The sequence below is a fragment of the Saprospira grandis str. Lewin genome, assembly GCF_000250635.1.
GTDB classification, from domain to species: domain Bacteria; phylum Bacteroidota; class Bacteroidia; order Chitinophagales; family Saprospiraceae; genus Saprospira; species Saprospira grandis.
The window spans coordinates 1,337,243-1,354,412 of sequence record NC_016940.1 but is presented as its reverse complement, the minus strand read 5'-3'; the positions used below and the strand labels follow the sequence as shown (position 1 = coordinate 1,354,412).

The following is a 17,170-nucleotide window of genomic DNA, read 5'->3' as shown; positions in this document are numbered from 1 at the left end:
TAGCGGCTTATTTAGCATTTTGTTTTGGGGCTGCCCCTCCCTTCGGTCGGGTCGGGCTATGTCGCAGCTCGCTGTTCGCTCGGCCCTGCGCCGCCTTTGGCGGCTGGGTCTGGCCTAACGGCCACTGCTATCCATCCCTCAGCCAGTCGCTGCGCTCCTCTGCGGCGGCTGCGCCGCCTTCTCTGGCTAAAAAGGGGGCCAATATAAGGCAGCTCCTTTAAAAAGTGTCTATATTTAGAGCAGACCAAAGATACGGATCTATGTTGAACTTAGAAGAAAAAGAAAAGAGCAGCCCCTTGGCTCGTTTTATACAATTGTTATTGGCCCTAATTGTTGTCTCGGTGCTAATTTATGTGGTGATTGGTTTCCTCAAGCAGTTTGTTTGGTGGATTGTTGCCGCCTTATCTGTTGGGGTCTTATTGATCAATCGGCAGTTACTGCTTAGAGTGTATAATTATATCAAAGGCCTCTATGCCAAAAATATTTGGTTAGGAATAGGCGGAAGCTTACTAGGCCTAGCCGCTTTTAGCCCATTTTTAGGTTTTTTATACCTAAAAACCCTTTGGGATTTTGGCAGCAGCCGCTTGTTGCCATCAAAAAAAGAAAATAAACCCTTAGATATTCCTTTTTCAGATATAGAGGAAGTAAAGGAGGAGGGCAAAGATGAGCCTCCTATATTGCAATAGGACCAAAAAAAAAGAGAATCCAAGCTCGTCCCTTGAATTCTCTAACTTACAACATCGTCAGTATTGTAAAATTCTTAACATCAAACAGTATGCCCGAAAAAAAGGAATTATAGTATATATTGAACTTCCTTAAAGTTGAATAAATGCAGCTGTCCTTTTCGGTCTATAATCTTAAGTTGGCCATTGGGGGCTACGCCCCAAATTCGGCCTTCATGCTCCTTTTCCTGCCACTTAAATTTGGACCATTCCTTATAGCGCCAAAGTTTGCTTTCATATAAGGACCAAAGTTCTTGGCCGCGGCCTTGCCGCAGTTTGAGGTATAGACGTTCTATGGCCGCATATAGTTGTGACAGAATTGAATCTATGTTCAATTTTTTTTCTGTCAGTAGGGCTAATGAGCTGGGATTGGGCAATTTAGGAGAGAAATCTTTTTGAAATATATTTAAGCCTATGCCCACCACAGACCAATCGAGGTAGCTGCCCCGCAGCTGGTTCTCTATGAGGATGCCCCCCACCTTAAAGTTGCCCACATAAATATCATTGGGCCACTTAATATAATGCGGCAGTTGAAGCTGGCAATTTGTCAGGACCTCATGCACGGCCAAGGAAATAGCCATGTTCCATAGGAATTGTTCTTTAACCAGCAGGAACTTTGGCCGTAAAATAAGGCTTAGAGCTATATTCTGTCCCGCTTCCGATAACCAGTTGTTGCCTTTTTGGCCGCGGCCCGCCCATTGTTCATCTGCAATAATGGCAGTTCCTTCCGTTGGTAAACTTTTTGACAAGAAGTCAAGTGCATAGCGGTTGGTCGAATCTAGGCGTTTATGACGGATGGCAACCTTTCCGACAAAAAGACTGTTATCTGATTGCTTGGGCATAACATAGCTGCTTTTTTGATTTTTAGCCCTAACTTTAGGGCCTTTCATTCTCTTTGGTCTTTTAATGGGGCCACAATTTAATATAAGTCGATTTGAATAAACAAGAGCTTTCGCAAAAAGAAGAAAAAATGCCTCAATTGCAGGACCTATTGGCCGTCGCTGTAGAAGCTATGCAAGACCGCAAGGCGGTAAATATTGTCTCTTTAGATCTCTCTGGAGTAGATGAGGCCAGCACAAATATTTTCCTGATTTGTCATGGTACTTCCTCTACCCATATCAACGGTATTGCCAAAAATATAGAGAAAGCCCTCTGGGAACAACTGGGCGAACGCCCCAATCATACAGAAGGCAAGCAAGGTGGCCACTGGCGCCTACTCGATTATTTTACGCTGGTGATTCACGTTTTTAATGAGGAAAAAAGAAAATTCTACAACTTAGAAGGCCTCTGGAGTGATGCCGACCGTAAGGAGTATCCAACGCTTTAGTCTAGATTCAATCTAGATTAGGCTTTAGTAAAAACCAACACAAAGGCAATCTTGTCTTTCTCATAGTTTGGGCCTATCTTTTCAATTGGTCCATTATTATACATTTTCTGATATTTTATTATGCAAAACAATCCCAATAACCAACCAAAGGGAGATAAGAACAACGGCCCCAAGTTCAATTATTATTGGATTTATGGCCTTCTTGCTCTCTTGCTCATTAGTGTGAACTTGATTTGGGTGAGCCCCAAAACCAAGGACCTAAGTTGGAATGAGTTAGAGACGATTATCGCTCAAAAAGATGTTGATAAAATTATCATCGTCAATAAAAGTCAAGCAGAGGTTTATCTAACGGAAGATGCCTTGAAAAAGGAGGAGTATAGCAAGTTGCCTCGCTCTTCTTTTAATAATGATGCCCCCAATTATAGCTATACGGTGGGCGATATGGAGTATTTCCTCAAAAAATTAGATGATCTAGAGCAGAAGATTGCTCAGGATGATCCCGATTTTAGCATCAACCAGAAAAATGAAACCCGCTACGATTATATCGGCGGCTTGCTGAGCTGGATTTTGCCTTTTGCCATCCTGATTATTATCTGGATCTTTATTATGCGCCGTGTAGGTGGTGGTGGCGGCGGCCCCGGCTCTCAAATTTTCAATATTGGCCGCTCTAAAGCCACTTTGTTCGATAAGGACGGTAAGGTAAATGCTAGCTTTAAAGATGTTGCTGGCCTAGATGAGGCCAAGGAAGAAGTGATGGAGGTGGTAGACTTCCTGAAAAAGCCTAAAAAGTATACTTCCTTGGGCGGTAAAATTCCTAAAGGGGTGCTTTTGGTAGGCCCTCCGGGTACCGGTAAGACGCTTTTGGCCAAAGCCGTTGCTGGCGAGGCTGGCGTGCCTTTCTTTAGTATCTCTGGCTCCGATTTTGTCGAGATGTTTGTTGGAGTAGGGGCCTCTAGGGTCCGTGACCTCTTCCGCCAAGCTCGTGAAAAAGCTCCCTGTATTATCTTTATTGATGAGATTGATGCTATCGGTCGCGCTCGTGGACGTGGCGCTATGCAGGGCGGCAATGACGAAAGAGAGAATACGCTCAACCAGTTGTTGGTAGAAATGGATGGCTTTAGCACCGAAAAAGGCGTGATTATGATGGCGGCCACTAACCGTCCTGATATTTTGGACCAAGCGCTTTTGCGCCCCGGCCGTTTCGATCGCCAAATTTCTATCGATAAGCCTGATTTGGTGGGACGAGAGCAAATTTTTGCCGTTCACCTCAAAAATATCAAAATATCTGGAGATGTGGATGCCAAGAATTTGGCCACCCAAACTCCTGGTTTTGCTGGTGCCGAAATTGCCAATGTCTGTAATGAAGCAGCCCTAATTGCGGCCCGCCGAGGTAAGCAATTTGTAGAAATGAATGATTTTAATGACGCTATTGATCGAGTGATTGGCGGTTTGGAGAAAAAGAACAAACTGATTTCTCCAGAAGAAAAACGAGTGATTGCTTATCATGAAGCAGGACATACGCTTTGCGGCTGGTTTTTAGAAAATGCCATGCCTTTGGTCAAGGTGACTATTGTTCCCCGCGGTATTGCGGCTCTTGGTTATGCCCAATATTTGCCCAAAGAACAACACATTACTACCGTAGAGCAGTTGCTGGACCGTATGTGTATGACGATGGGGGGCCGTGCAGCAGAGGAAATTGTCTTTGGCAAAATTTCTACTGGGGCTCAATCAGATCTCGATCATGTGACCCGTATGGCTTACTCTATGATTACGGTTTATGGAATGAATGAGCGTGTGGGTAATGTCTCTTATTATGGCATGATGAATGAAGGCGGCGGCTTTAGTAAGCCTTATTCTGAGGCTACGGCAGATCTTATCGATCAAGAAACTCGCAAGCTAATTGACACCCAATATGAACGGGCCAAAAATTTGTTGAGAGAAAAACGCCAGGAGCTAGAGTTGTTGGCCAATGAACTGCTCAATAAGGAGGTCCTCAATAAGGATGCTGTAGAGCAATTGATTGGTAAACGCCCTTTTGATGAGCTGCCCGGCGAGGATGGCGAGGCGGTAAGCGAAAACCATGGCGTAGATACTTTGCAAGATCCTAAGCCCGAATTGGGCGAGGAGGATGCAGAAGAAAAGGAGTAGTTTTTCTCTTTTTCAGATGATATATAACATCTGGTCTCTTTTTAGGGGCCAGGTGTTTTTTTTTGTTTTGGGGCTGCCCCTTCCACCGGGTTGAAACCCAGCGCAAAGCGGCATCGCTTTGCGAGCTTATACAAAATGAGGGTTAAAACCCTCATGAATTATTGGTCGGGTCGGGCCATTGCGCAGCTCGCAGGTCTGCTCGGCCCTGCAGCGGCTGCGCCGCTTTGGTCTGCCGCCTTTGGCGGCCCTGCTACAGCCCCTCAGCCGAGGCGCTGCGCGCCTTTGCGGCGGCTTTGCCGCCTGCAGGATGTATAAGCTGAGGCCCGAAGGGCCGAAGGCCATGCAGCTAGGGTTGGCCCCCAAGGCCAACCCTAGCTGCCCCCAGGCGGAGGCGGCTTTGGAGGGCCTTTTGCCTGAAATGTAATATACTGAGGGCCAAATTTAAATTTAAGCAGAGAAGAAAGTGGCCAGCCGCCTACCGCCGGCCGGGTCAAATCAGCCCGTAGGGCTGTCTAAACAAAATGCCATTTTGCAGCGGCGAAGCCGCTGCAAGGGCCTAGCGCTGTGCAGGGGTGGCCGCAGGCCAGACCCAAGCCGCCAAAGGCGGCTGCAGGGCCGAGCAGCCCTGCGAGCCCCGAAACATAGCGCCGCAGCAAAGCTGCGGAGGCCCCAAAAAAAAGAGAATAAAAAAAGGGAGCAACAGTAAACTGCTGCTCCCAAGCTACAAAAAAGAAAAGGGATAAAAACGCCCTTTTACACCTTCAGGTGATTCACCTCAGAGGTTAAACAGGTCCCAGAACAATCCTCTAAAAAGAGGGCAATTTGGGGCAAAATATTTTGGGCCACTTCTTCAGAACAGACCGTAAAAAGGTAGCTATTAGAGAAAATTTTGGCTCGGCAATTATGGTCGAGCATGCCATTTTGGCCCTTTCCCGAAATATTTCCGAAGACGGTATAGCCATGGGCACCGGCCTCTTCTAGCATTTCGATAAAGCGCTCCAGCTGGATACTTTCGAGAATGACCTCTATTTTGACAGATTTGACGATATTCATAATTAGAGAATTTGTTGGATGATATAATAGTAGAGCGGAATGCCTATAATTACGTTGAAAGGGAAAACAATACCTAAGGCCACAGGAACCGTAAAGGCAGGATTAGATTTGGGGATCGCCAAGCGCATAGCCGCAGGAACGGCGATATAAGAAGCACTAGCGGTGAGGAGACAGAAAAGTAGTGCATTTCCTTTGCTTAGGCCAATGAGGTAGGCGATACCAATCCCCAAAGCGGCATTAAACAAAGGCATCAGGATACTGAAAGAAAGCAAAAAACCTAGGTTTCCGCGCAAAGCTTTTAGGCGACGAGCCGCCACAATACCATTGTCGAGCAAGTAGAAACAAAGCATCCCTTTAAAGATGCTATCAAAGGGTTGGAAGTCGTGCCAGCCCTTATCTCCAGAAAGGATACCGATGAGTAGGGCGCCAACCAAGAGCATAATAGAGCCATTAAAAAAGGCATCTCGGAGAATATGCCCCCAATTAGTTTTCTTTTTACTGTTTTGTTCCTTTTGGCCATAGATATTATAGAGAAGTACTCCAATAATAATCGCAGGAGACTCCATAAGCGCCATGCCCGCAACCATATATCCTTTATAGGCTACTTGCTGGCTTTCAAGGAAGGATATTCCAGTAATAAAAGTCACGGCACTAATAGAACCAAAGGTGGCCGCAATAGCGGCTGCATCGGCGGCTCCAAAGCGAGCTCTAAGAATAAAAAAGCTATAAATAGGGACAATAGAGGCCATCAGAAAGCAGGCGCCAAGGACCGTGACCAACTCCCAAGAAAAACCACTATGATAAAGCTCATGTCCACCATGTAGACCAATATCCATCAAAAGATAGAGCGAAAAGAGCTTGGGCAGTGGTTGAGGAATTTCAAGATCAGATTTGAGGGCTACAGCAATAAGGCCCAAAAAGAAGAAAAGAACGGGAGGCGAGAGGATATTACCTGTCACCATAGACATATCGAAAAGAAAATTCATGACTAGGAGGCTTAAGTCTAAGTATTGGACAAGGAGGGGGCTGCCCAATCTTTAGTAATAAAGAAAGGAAATAGGTTATTGGATGTACAGCTTACTGTACATCAATAGAATTGCTCATCTGTGCAATAGCGCAGATGGACTTAAGCCAAATCTAATTTAAGGGAGTGCAAGCGCAAATAGAGCTTCTGCTGCTTTTGGGCCTCGGTATTGGGCCGAAAGCGGCAAGCAGAAGGATGCGGCTTGGAAATGAAAAAACAGTGGAAAGATGGGAGGGGAGGAGACCATCTAGAAAAGGAGGGAAGAAAGTCTTTAGACCAAAGCAGGAGCTGTTTTAATTCTTCAGCTTCTTGGCTGTTTACTTCTTCTTCATTGGCGTCTTTTTCCTCGCCATCGAAATCATATAAATGTTGCTGCCAGTCACTGCTAGGCTTCTTATGAAAGCTCAACTGATGGTCTTCTTGTTGAATAGGCTGGGCAGCAAATCCTAGTCCAGCATTAAAGAGAAATAACAACAGCAAAAGCATTCGTCCTAGGCAGGAGAATGCAGACTTTTTGGGCTGTATGTTATTTACGTTTTTCATCAGTGGAGGGGTACTGTGATCAGCAACACAATGTAGAGGCTTCTAAAAATATCTCCTAGGAAATCACTGACTTTAACGAATGTTAATTTATTGAATAACTACTGTCTTAAATAAGGAATTATATTTCACTAAAGCAGCCAAATATCTTAACAAACCGTTATCTTAACAGATCATCAAACGCATTAAAACCAAATTATTATGCAAACATCTATGCTAAGAACGGGCCTGTTCTTTCTGCTTCTGTTGTTGGGTTTTTCCTCCCAAGAAGCTAAGGCCACGCATGCTATGGGGGCAGATTTGACTTATGTCTGTTTAGGTAATGGACAATATAAGTTTAGCCTACAATTTTATAGAGATTGTAATGGAATCAATGCCGCCAATAGCTACACCTTAGAACTGAGCTCGCCCAATTGCGGAACGATCAGTAGTACCTTGATGCAGGCAGGAGTAGTAGAAATTACGCCCTCTTGTCCAGGTATTGTGGGCACGGCCTGTAATGGCGGCGGCGGTATTTATGGAATTGAAAAATATACTTATGAAACAGTAGTTACGCTACCCACAACTTGTACCGACTGGACCGCTAGCTGGAGCCTTTGTTGCCGCAATAATGCAATTACAACGCTCACTATGCCTGGCTCCAATATGATGTATATTGAAACAGAGTTGAATACTGCCTTGAGCAATTGTAATAACTCGCCTACCTTTTTGAATAATCCTACGCCTTTTGCTTGTGTAGGACAGTCGGTTTTTTATAATCATGGAGCAGTGGATATGGATGGCGATTCTTTGCGCTATTCACTAACCAATTGCTATGATGCCGCTAATGTACCAGTAACTTATGATGCAGCTCAGGGTATTTCAGCAAGCTCTCCTTTGCTTACCCAAAATGGAGTAAACATTGACCCTGCGACTGGAGCGATTAGTTTTGTGCCTTCTACGGTGCAGGTGGGCGTACTCTGTGTTTTGGTAGAAGAGTTTAGAAATGGCCAAAAAATCGGAGAGATTGTCCGTGATATTCAGTTTACCGTAGTGCAATGCCAAAATCAGGCCCCCACATTGACCGGAATGAACGGTAGCCAAGTTTTTGATACGACAATTGTCGTTGGTCAGCAACTTTGCTTTGAGGTCTTTTCTAATGATCCCGATTCTGGACAACATACCTTTATCAGCTATAATGGAGCAATTCCCGCAGCGGTCTTTACCACTTCTGGCTTTCCTTTCCAAAATGGCTTGTTTTGCTGGACGCCTACAGCAGCTGATGTAGGTTTTCATAGCTTTACCCTCAATGTTCATGATGATGCCTGTCCTTTGGTGGGCCAAAATACCTATACCTATTCTATTAATGTAGTAGGCGGAACTACTGGCGGTGGTGGCAACTGCGCTGGCCTAAATGTGAGCCTAGACGCTACTCAAGATTTGGCCTGTACAACCAACGACGGCCAAGCGATTATTAACGCAACAGGCGGTAGCGCTCCTTATCAGTATTCTGTGATTAACTGGACCACTGGAGAGCTTTTCCAAAATAATTCTGGCGTTTTTGTCAATCTTACTGCTGGCCAATATGGCATTTGGGTAGAGGATGTAAATGGTTGTGAACCCAATTGCTCTAGCCTCTCTTTTGAAATTGATGGCCAAGTTCAACCCCTAAATGCTCAAGTTGATGTAGAAAATCAACTTTGTGCGACTGCCGGAAATGGCGGAAGTATCCATATCATGGCTAGCGGTGGAACCGCTCCTTATATCTATTCTGTTGGAGGCAATTTCTCTACAAGTCCACAGTTTGACCAATTGGCAGCTGGCAATTACCAAGTGGTGGTGCTAGATGCCAACGGCTGTTCTTATGTGGAGCCCGTAGAAATTATGAGCCCAGAACCTCTAGACCTTTACTTTACAGGGCTTAGAGCGCCTAGCTGTGGCCAAAATAACGGAAGCATCAGTCTAAATGTAGATGGTGGAACGGCCCCTTATACCCTAATGGCAAACGGACAAATGGTTGCCGTTAATGCCCCACTTACTGGATTGGCCGCAGGAACGTACCAGCTTTCTCTTACAGATGCCAATGGTTGCTCTTATGACACCACTTTTGTCTTGATGGGCACGCCTGGCTTTAGCCTTACTTCTACCGCAACAACGGTAAGCTGTGCTGGCGATTGCGATGGAACTGCTACTGTAGTGGCTACGGGTAGTGCTGGCTATAGCTATAGCTGGAGCAATGGCGCCACAACAGATCAAATTGATCAGCTTTGTGCAGGTACTTATACCGTAGAGGTGGTGGACCAAAATGGTTGTACCGAACAAACACAAGTAACCGTAGTAGAGCCCGACCCTATCAGCTTGTCTATTGTAAGTAGCCAAGAGCCTGGCTGCGATAATAATGACGGAAGCTTGCAGTTGGGCCTCAGTGGCGGAACGGCTCCTTTCCAAATTAGCTTGGCCAATTTGACTACGCAAACTGTAGTGAATAACAATAGTGGCCAGTTTACGGGCTTGGCGGCTGGTCAGTACACCTACCAACTAATTGATGCCAATGGCTGTCAGCAGGAGTGCTTGGGCAATTTCCAATTGATTCAGGATTGTGATGCTGGCGGTTCTACTCCCTTGCCCGACCGTGGTGGATTTACCTTTACTACGGGCAATTACCTTTTGGTGAACCCCAACCCTGCGGCGACCATGCTTCAAATGCGTTTTGCTGCGGCCTCAGAGAGCGACCTACAAGTGGAGGTGCTCAATTTGGAAGGTAAGCCTTTGTTCCAGCGTCAAGGATTGCCTACAGAAGGAAGCCTAGAGCTTAATATTCAGTCTTGGACCAATGGCCATTATGTGGTTTTGCTCCGCAATAAGGCTGGAGAGCTCATTAAGAGCCAAAAACTGGTCATCCAGCACTAATTTTATTATCCCCATTGCGTTTGATGCGCTGAAAATGGTCTAGCTCTTTTAAGGGCTAGACTTTTTTCTTTTGGGGCCTCCGCAGCTTTGCTGCGGCGCTATGTTGCGGGGCTCGCAGGTCTGCTCGGCCCTGCGTCGCTTCGCTCCTTGGTCTGGCCTGCGGCCACCCCTGCACAGCGCTAGGCCCTTGCAGCGGCTTCGCCGCTGCAAAATGGCATTTTGTTCAGACAGCCCTGCGGGCTGATTTGACCCGGCCGGCGGTAGGCGGCTGGCCACTTTCTTCTCTGCTTGAATTTAAATTTGGCCCTCAGTATATTCCATTTCAGGCCAAAGACCCTCCAAAGCCGCCTCCGCCTGGGGGCAGCTAGCGTTGGCCTTGGGGGCCAACACTAGCTGCATAGCCTTCGGCCCTCCGGGCCTCAGCTCATTCATATAGCAGGCGGCAAAGCCGCCTGCCAAGGCGCGCAGCGCCTCGGCTGAGGGATGGAAAGCAGTGGCCCTTAGGCCAGACCCAGGCGGCAAAGCCGCCGCAGGGCCGAGCGAACAGCGAGCTGCGACACAGCCCGACCCAGCCAAAGGCTGGGGCAGCCCCAAAAGAAAATCCAGAAAATATTTGGCCCTAAAACTTTGAAGGGTAGACGATTGATGGACCTTTAAGGTTTTGTTTAGAAAAGGCCCTAGAATTTTAAGGTTAATTTTGAAAAAAGCTTTAATTTGGGCTTGTACTAGCAGATTTTGGCCCACACACTATACTTTTAATTGCCAAATTTGCTTCAGAACCTTAGATGCTACGGATATATGAGAATACCCAAAAAGCTGCATTGGCAGTGGTTTGCCCTATTATTATGCCTGCTATATAGCCCCCTACAGGCCCAAAACTCCTACGACGAACGAATTGTCCTTTTTGATGAACTCGTAGAATTGGGCGCCTGGAAAAAAAAGGTGCTCTCTTACGACCTCAAACAAGGCGAGCAAATAGTTATCGATATGCAGACTATTGGGGCCCGCAAATTGGGGCGCCTCATCGTAGAACTGCCTGGCACTCAATTTAAAATGCGTATGAAAAAAGTGCGCAGCCTAGAACGAGAGTCTTTTATGGCCTCTAAAGACGGAACGCACAACTTCGTGATGAAAAATAGAGGACTATTGGGCCGGACCTTTCGGATGCAAATCTATAAATTTCCAGCCATGTCTTTTCAAGACTCCCTGGTCCTAGATGATGTCATGGTCACGACCTCTATTGATACCATGCGCACCGCCTATCCCGATACTATTCCCTATCCAGATATTACTGAAATTCAGCTGGACCTACAGCCCGCCCTAGATTATCAATCGCTAGCCGATAGCTGTATCACAGAAGCCTTACTCGATGGCGATTATCAATATGCCGTCTACTGGATCGGCATTGGCGAGAAGGCCCATCAAGATTACCAAAACCTAAAGGCCAACCCTAAGCTTAGCTGGATTACCGCCGAGGTGTCTGAACCCCTAATGGCCTACGGCCTGGGCCTGACCGAAACCCTCCCTATGGCCAACAACTCTTTGGCCCGAAACCTCCGATACGACTTTAAAGACCCTCGAGCTAACGATAATTATGTAGGAACACAGGGCCTCAATCCGCCTCCTTTTGGCGTGATTCCCGCCTATAAAGCGGGTACCTATAAGCAGCTCAAAATGTGCTTCAGAAACCTCAATACGGTCACCGGAGTCCGGGTCTATATCAAGGTGGCCAAGTTTCAACTCAAACGAGCCGAAATCTTGGAGATTATTAAGCGGGAACGCGTCCAAGAAATCTTTTTGCAGAAAAAGATTCCCGTATTTAAGACCGAAGAAGGCTAATTTATAGCCCATTGAGAATTTGAAAAGCAGAACGAAATGCGAATTTTCATTCATATAACGGCTAAATTGCTCCTGATTAGTTGCTTGTTTTTGGCAAGTAATAGCTGGGGCCAAAGCCGTATTGCCATCCAAACCGCCAAAAAAGGCGGAGGCAACGCCCTAGAGAAAAAAGCCACTCGGGCCCTGCGCGATGAGTTTGAAAGCCGAAAAACAACGGTCAAAAATGCTTATCGGACCAAATCAGATGAGTATAAAAAGTTGCCCTCTTTCAAAAAAGAAGACTTTGAGCGGGAATATGACCCTACCTTAGAAGAACTGATTGAGGACGAAAACGCAAAGCGGGAGATTGAAAACCCCAACAACAAAGAGCGTTTTATCGACCTTTTGACTCAATGGTGGATGACCCCTAGCGATGCCGACCTAGCCGCTAAACTTAAGTTTGAGCGCCAAAGAGATTCTATTAGTGCTATTGATAGCTCTGAGTTTCGAGTGCCCAAATTGGTTAAAGGAACAGCTAGCCAGTTTGTCACTGTTTTTGGCTGGCATGCACACTTTAATGGTAACGCCTATAAAACTTATGACTATGGCCTGCTTTCGGCCATTGCCTATTATGGCTACGATATTGACCCCTATACTGGAGAAGCGCTAGACTCTACCGTTATTCATGACTTTTTGGGGGGCGATGATCCCGATAATGGCATTGTGCCCACCGCTCATGCCAAAGACTGTAAGGTGCTGCTTAGTATTACGAGCCATAGCTATGATAACAATGCCTTCTTTTTAGCTCCCGAAAATGCCAAGCAAAGGCAAAATCTCATTGATAATATTGTCTACCTGATGGATACCTCTAAGGCCGATGGGGTAGAGATTAACTTTGAGAATGTGCCCACCTTAGCCCAGATAGAGTTCATGAAGTTTGTTCGCCAACTCTCCTTTACCCTAAGAGCAGTTTCGCCAGATCTAGCAGTTTGTATGAGCGTTCCGGCTGTAGATATTGAAGGAGTGTTTAATCTGGGCAAAATGAAGGAACATGTCGATTTCTTTATCATTAAGGCCGTAGATTACCACAATGACCCCAAAACGGGCGAAATTATTAAGAAACCCGGGGCCCCGCTGAACTTTACCGCCGCCTCTGGCGAAGAAGATATTCGCTCGTCGGTAGAGCATTATATTGCCTCTATTGGTCGAGATGCGGCCAACCGACTCATTTTGGCCCTCCCTAACTATGGAACACTCTGGAAAAGTAGTAACCGTGGCTTTGATCTAGAAGGCTATGTGCCCTATAGCAAAATCCAAAATGATTTTGTGATGCGAGATAGTACGGCCGTGGGCATTGACTCTAACTACTACTCTTATGTTTGGGCCAAAGAAGATACGATCTTTAAGAAAGTAGGGGGCGCCCTACAAATTGATGATATAGAACGTACCGAACTCTACTATGATGATGTGCGTACGCTTCGCCTCAAATATCAATTTATCAATGATATGGGCTTGGCTGGAGTAGGGGTTTGGCCATTGGGCTACGATTTGGGCTATTATAATGTATGGAATACCCTCTCTTCAGAGTTTACGACCATAGAAATGCCCAAGCTAGAATCTTATGAAAAGCTAGGCGCAGCCAGTAAAGCAGCCAGAAGCTGGGGGGCCACCCTTTTAGCGGTCTTGCTCTTTTGGGCCATTTTTGCCTCTGCAGGCTTTTGCATGGCACTCTTTAATAAGCAGGTGCGTAGAGCCCTATTTGCCAATGGTCGTTTTAGAATGATCTACTTGGGCTGGTTCTCGGCACTACTGCTCATGGTCGGCTCTTATTATGGCCTATTCCGTGGTGGCGCTTCTATTTTGCTGCTCGGCCTTGTGATTGGTGGCTTCTTTACTTATGGCGTCATCTATCTGGTGGATAAGCAGCAAGCTAAAGCCCCTTAATGTAGACCCCAATTTCTTATTCAGACGATTTTATTCCTAAGACTTATGTTGATCTGGACTCATACACGGACCGTTTTTCTCCTCCTTTTCTGTTCTGCCTGGGCAACTACTGCGCTCTTGGCACAGCTAGATGGTAGTGAGCTAAATGGCACCCAAATCCTAAGACCTACAGCTGAAGACTCTTCGGAGTTGCGCTTGCAACGACTCGAAAAGCTGCGCGAGAAAGATACCATTATTGAAAATAAGGTGGTCTTGGAGCTGAGCCAAACCCGTTTCAGAACGCTAGCCCGCCATTGGTGGGGCATGCCTACGGAAACCGATCGAAAGGTAATGGCTAAGGGCCGCTACTCTCGATACGAAAAACCTTTGGGCGCTGACGAAATGTATGAGCAAGAACCTGCCGTCTATGTGCAGTCTACTCAGATTAACAGTAAACAAAATTTAGTGGTTTGGGGTTGGCACCCCGCCTGGGCAGGCGATAAGTTTCATAACTATAATTTTGGCCTGCTTACTCATGCCGCTTTTTATGCCTATAAGCTCAACCCCTTTACCGGCGGTTATGAAGATTTTGAAGCGATTGATCAGTTTAAAAATGGCGACTTTGTAAAAACAGCTCATAAAGATAGCTGTAAAGCTATGCTGACGCTTTCTTGCCATAGAGGAGAACGTAGCGAAATCTTTTTTACCTCGGCCAAGGTGGTCCAACGCAACCTAATTGATAGCCTTATTTCTGTGCTCAATTATGCCGGTGGCGATGGGGTAGAAATTAACTTTGAAGAACTCCCGATTGAGTATAAAAACGATTTTCAGGATTTTGTCCGAGAGCTTTCTTTTGCCCTCAGAGAAGAAAATCCCAATTTTACTATCGCGATGAGCTTGCCGCTACGCGATCCCGAAAAGGTCTATGACCTAGGCTTTTTGCAAAATTGGGTAGACGTTTTTATCGTCTCCGCCTACAATTTTCATCTGCGCCCCACTGGGGTAAGTAAGGTGCCCCTAACGCCCTTGCTCAAGCCAGAGGCCAAATGGAAGCGTAGCTATATGAGCTACTCAGAAAATATTAGCCTCGATTCGGTGCTCCGCACTTCTTCTGCAATTAAAAGCCTTGACCTACTACATACCGATAGCTATAAGAAGCAGCTGCTCGATACCTTAAATATGTATATCCTCAGAGCTGGAATTACCAATCTGGAGTATAATACCTATGATTTGGGGACCGTTTTGGGCATTATCCGAGCAACTCAAGATTTAAGAGATAATCCTTATTTGCGCCGCGCCCTAAAAGCAACCGCCTGCCGGGCAGAGCTAGCCAAATATTATGCGGCCCGCAATCCGATCAATATGTTTTTGTTTGAGCCGGAGCAGGATACCATTCAAATTCATGAATTTGACCTTTTTTCTGGCCTAGAGGGCATTATCTCCGAATCGGATAGCCTGGAAGAGAGTCTGGAGGAAACCATTGATCGATATGTTCAGGAAATTGGAGCCAAGCACAGCACTAGCTTGGTCTTGGGCTTGCCTTATCATGGTGCGGTTTGGGCACTAGAAGGCGATAAGGGCGTGAGCTTTGAAGGCTATATGGCCTATTCTGAAATTCGGAATTTGGCCCGGGCCAACCGCCTTAAGGTGCGTTACGATAAAATGCACAATAGTATGATTGGCGTTTTGGTAGATACCCTAGGCAACCCCTTGAAAGAAATTTACTTTGATAATTCTACGAGTTTGGGCCTGAAAATGGACCTTGCGCTAGAAAAGAAAATGGGCGGGGTGGCCGTTTGGGCCCTCAGCTATGATCATGGTTATACCGAGCTTTGGCGAACTTTAGAAGAAAAATTTGCCGCTAGAGAGATCTGGAATACTAAATTGGAGCGAATTGAACGCTATAAGGTGGCCAAGAGCAATAAAATCCATTATACGATTGCCTTGTCCCGTCCTGAAAAACTGATACAGAATTTAAAGCAATAAAATTCTGATTAAATACGGGTGAAAAGTTATTCTGGAAGATTTTGACCTCCTTCAAAAAGGTCAAAAAATCTTACGGAAATAACTTGTTGTCAATTTAACAACTCTGGCTTAAGATGATCTTGGGCTAGAGTTGTTTTCTTTTTATAGCTCTTATATTCGAGCTCTTGTTGTTGGTGCATTTCAGCAGGCGGCATAAATTGACAAGACCAATGTGGCCGCGCTTGGTTGTAAATATCAATACTTTGAGCCACTATTTTCTTCATCGCATCTAGCCCTAAATGGAAAAAATCTGCAATAAACTCTTGCTTTAATATTCCATTTATTCGCTCTGCTACGGCATTTGCATAAGGGTCATAAGACTCAGTCATAGAGCAACTTATGCCTAGCTCTTTGAGTACTTGCTGATAATCATTTGAGCAGTACTGAATGCCCCGATCAGAATGATGAATCAGCTCTTCGTTAGGATATAGACGACGCTTTGCAGCCTGTTTTAAGGCTCGAATAGAGCCAATACTGCTCAAGCTGTCAGAGACATCATATCCCATTATTTGCTTAGAATAAGCGTCTGTGACCAAGGCTAAATACATTGGATTTTCTCTCGTTCCAATGTAAGTAATATCTGAAACCCAGACTTGCTCTGGCCGATAAATTTTCAAATCAGCTATCTTGTTCTTATGCTTTCTGTAGTGGTGGAAGGAATTTGTCGTTGTATGATAGTTCTTTCGAGGTCGAACTAGCAGATTGTTGGCCCGCAAAATAGTAAAAAACTTATCTCGGCCTACTCGCAGAGCCTTCAACTCAGATTGAAGTAAATGGTACAATTTGCGGCCTCCTAAGCGAGGCATTTTGTTCCGTACTTCTTGAACTAAGGCAACTACTTTTTCTGCCAAACCCTGATTAGATCTATGTTTCGCCTTCGATCTATAGTACTGCTGACGATTTATCCCGACCAATCGACATAAGCCACTTAAGCTTATTTTTTCTTCTTTTTGGAATTTATCAACTGTTCGGGTAAAGACTTTTTTCTGATTGGAATTTCAAACTCTTCTTCCGCTATATCTATCATCATATCAAAAAACAAGGCCTTCTTATCTGCCTGATTTAGCTCCTTTTCCAAGCGACGATTTTTCTTCTCTAAAAGCTTCAATTGCTGACGCAACTCCATCAATTCTTGTTCTGGACTCTTCTTCATACTTCTTAATTTATAGCTTTTATCGTATTGGCCATGTTTCTCGATCCATGTCCGAATTGTACTGTCTCCTTGTATCCCATACTTCCGTTGAGCCGCCCTTAATCCAATCTCGCCATTTTCTACTTCCGACACAACTTGGAGCTTAAAAGCTAAGGTATAATCTTTTTGCGTCCGCTTAACATACTGACCTTCTTTATTTTCCATCTATCTTCTGTTTTTGTTGTATCAGTATATCAGGACAAGACACCTACCAAATTAAAAAAGCCAATGGCGTAGTCTTCTCGACCCTTTTGGCCATGCTGTTTTTTATGGCTGTGGGTTTTGCCTTCTCTTTACTAGATTGGAAGGTGCGAGATGTAATGTTTTACAGTGGCGCATTCCGGATTTTCTATTTGGTCCTTTTTGCCACAATTGTTTTGTTTATCGGCAATAATTTGGGCTTGTTCAATAATTGGGTGGCCACCTTCTTGGTCGGAACCATTTTGGGCGGTCTCTTAACTTGGGTGGCGAGCATGCTGCTCAAGCGCCAACAAAAACGATTACCTTAG

12 protein-coding genes and 1 pseudogene are annotated in these 17,170 nt (G+C 45.4%); 8 read left to right on the top strand and 5 right to left on the bottom strand.

Features of this window, described 5'->3' with window-relative positions; all coding sequences use genetic code 11:
• Window positions 1–260: 260 nt before the first annotated feature.
• Window positions 261–686 (top strand): hypothetical protein, encoded by a 426-nt coding sequence (locus tag SGRA_RS05980; protein WP_015691712.1) that lies wholly within the window; start codon window positions 261–263, stop codon window positions 684–686.
• A gap of 107 nt (window positions 687–793) precedes the next feature.
• Here the strand turns inward: SGRA_RS05980 and SGRA_RS05975 are convergent, their stop codons facing one another.
• Entirely contained in the window at window positions 794–1,564 is a 771-nt protein-coding gene (locus SGRA_RS05975; RefSeq protein ID WP_041329860.1) for a biotin--[acetyl-CoA-carboxylase] ligase, read from the bottom strand.
• Between the two features lie 92 nt (window positions 1,565–1,656).
• On the opposite strand from SGRA_RS05975, the gene rsfS reads away from it, so the two are divergent.
• Both rsfS and ftsH read left to right on the top strand, forming a co-directional pair.
• Window positions 1,657–2,049: a ribosome silencing factor gene (gene rsfS, locus SGRA_RS05970; RefSeq protein ID WP_015691710.1), complete on the top strand. Its 393-nt coding sequence runs from the start codon at window positions 1,657–1,659 to the stop codon at window positions 2,047–2,049.
• A gap of 120 nt (window positions 2,050–2,169) precedes the next feature.
• Entirely contained in the window at window positions 2,170–4,197 is a 2,028-nt protein-coding gene (gene ftsH, locus SGRA_RS05965; protein ID WP_015691709.1) for an ATP-dependent zinc metalloprotease FtsH, read from the top strand.
• A gap of 753 nt (window positions 4,198–4,950) precedes the next feature.
• Here ftsH and SGRA_RS05950 read toward each other — a convergent pair.
• From SGRA_RS05950 to SGRA_RS05940, 3 genes are all read right to left on the bottom strand, one after another.
• Window positions 4,951–5,250 (bottom strand): P-II family nitrogen regulator, encoded by a 300-nt coding sequence (locus SGRA_RS05950; RefSeq protein WP_015691706.1) that lies wholly within the window; start codon window positions 5,248–5,250, stop codon window positions 4,951–4,953.
• A gap of 2 nt (window positions 5,251–5,252) precedes the next feature.
• Entirely contained in the window at window positions 5,253–6,236 is a 984-nt protein-coding gene (locus SGRA_RS05945) for a sodium-dependent bicarbonate transport family permease (protein WP_041329858.1), read from the bottom strand.
• A gap of 140 nt (window positions 6,237–6,376) precedes the next feature.
• The gene (locus SGRA_RS05940; protein ID WP_041329521.1) at window positions 6,377–6,817 is read right to left on the bottom strand and encodes a hypothetical protein; all 441 of its coding nucleotides are present in this window, start codon (window positions 6,815–6,817) and stop codon (window positions 6,377–6,379) included.
• 198 nt (window positions 6,818–7,015) lie between these two features.
• Here SGRA_RS05940 and SGRA_RS05935 point away from each other — a divergent pair, with 198 nt between their 5' ends.
• The 4 genes from SGRA_RS05935 (at window position 7,016) to SGRA_RS05915 (ending at window position 15,430) form a co-directional block, all read left to right on the top strand.
• Window positions 7,016–9,703, top strand: a complete 2,688-nt coding sequence (locus tag SGRA_RS05935; RefSeq protein WP_015691703.1) for a T9SS type A sorting domain-containing protein — start codon at window positions 7,016–7,018, stop codon at window positions 9,701–9,703.
• A 798-nt stretch (window positions 9,704–10,501) separates the two neighbouring features.
• Window positions 10,502–11,542, top strand: coding sequence for a hypothetical protein (locus tag SGRA_RS05925; RefSeq protein ID WP_015691701.1), 1,041 nt, complete (start codon window positions 10,502–10,504; stop codon window positions 11,540–11,542).
• A 36-nt stretch (window positions 11,543–11,578) separates the two neighbouring features.
• Window positions 11,579–13,465, top strand: coding sequence for a glycoside hydrolase family 18 protein (locus tag SGRA_RS05920; protein WP_015691700.1), 1,887 nt, complete (start codon window positions 11,579–11,581; stop codon window positions 13,463–13,465).
• A gap of 45 nt (window positions 13,466–13,510) precedes the next feature.
• On the top strand, window positions 13,511–15,430 hold the full coding sequence (locus SGRA_RS05915) for a glycosyl hydrolase family 18 protein (protein ID WP_015691699.1): 1,920 nt from the start codon (window positions 13,511–13,513) through the stop codon (window positions 15,428–15,430).
• Between the two features lie 89 nt (window positions 15,431–15,519).
• On the opposite strand, the pseudogene SGRA_RS05910 reads toward SGRA_RS05915, so the two are convergent.
• Window positions 15,520–16,826, bottom strand: a pseudogene (locus SGRA_RS05910) (IS3 family transposase).
• A 92-nt stretch (window positions 16,827–16,918) separates the two neighbouring features.
• Here SGRA_RS05910 and SGRA_RS05900 point away from each other — a divergent pair.
• Window positions 16,919–17,170, top strand: coding sequence for a hypothetical protein (locus SGRA_RS05900; protein WP_041329519.1), 252 nt, complete (start codon window positions 16,919–16,921; stop codon window positions 17,168–17,170).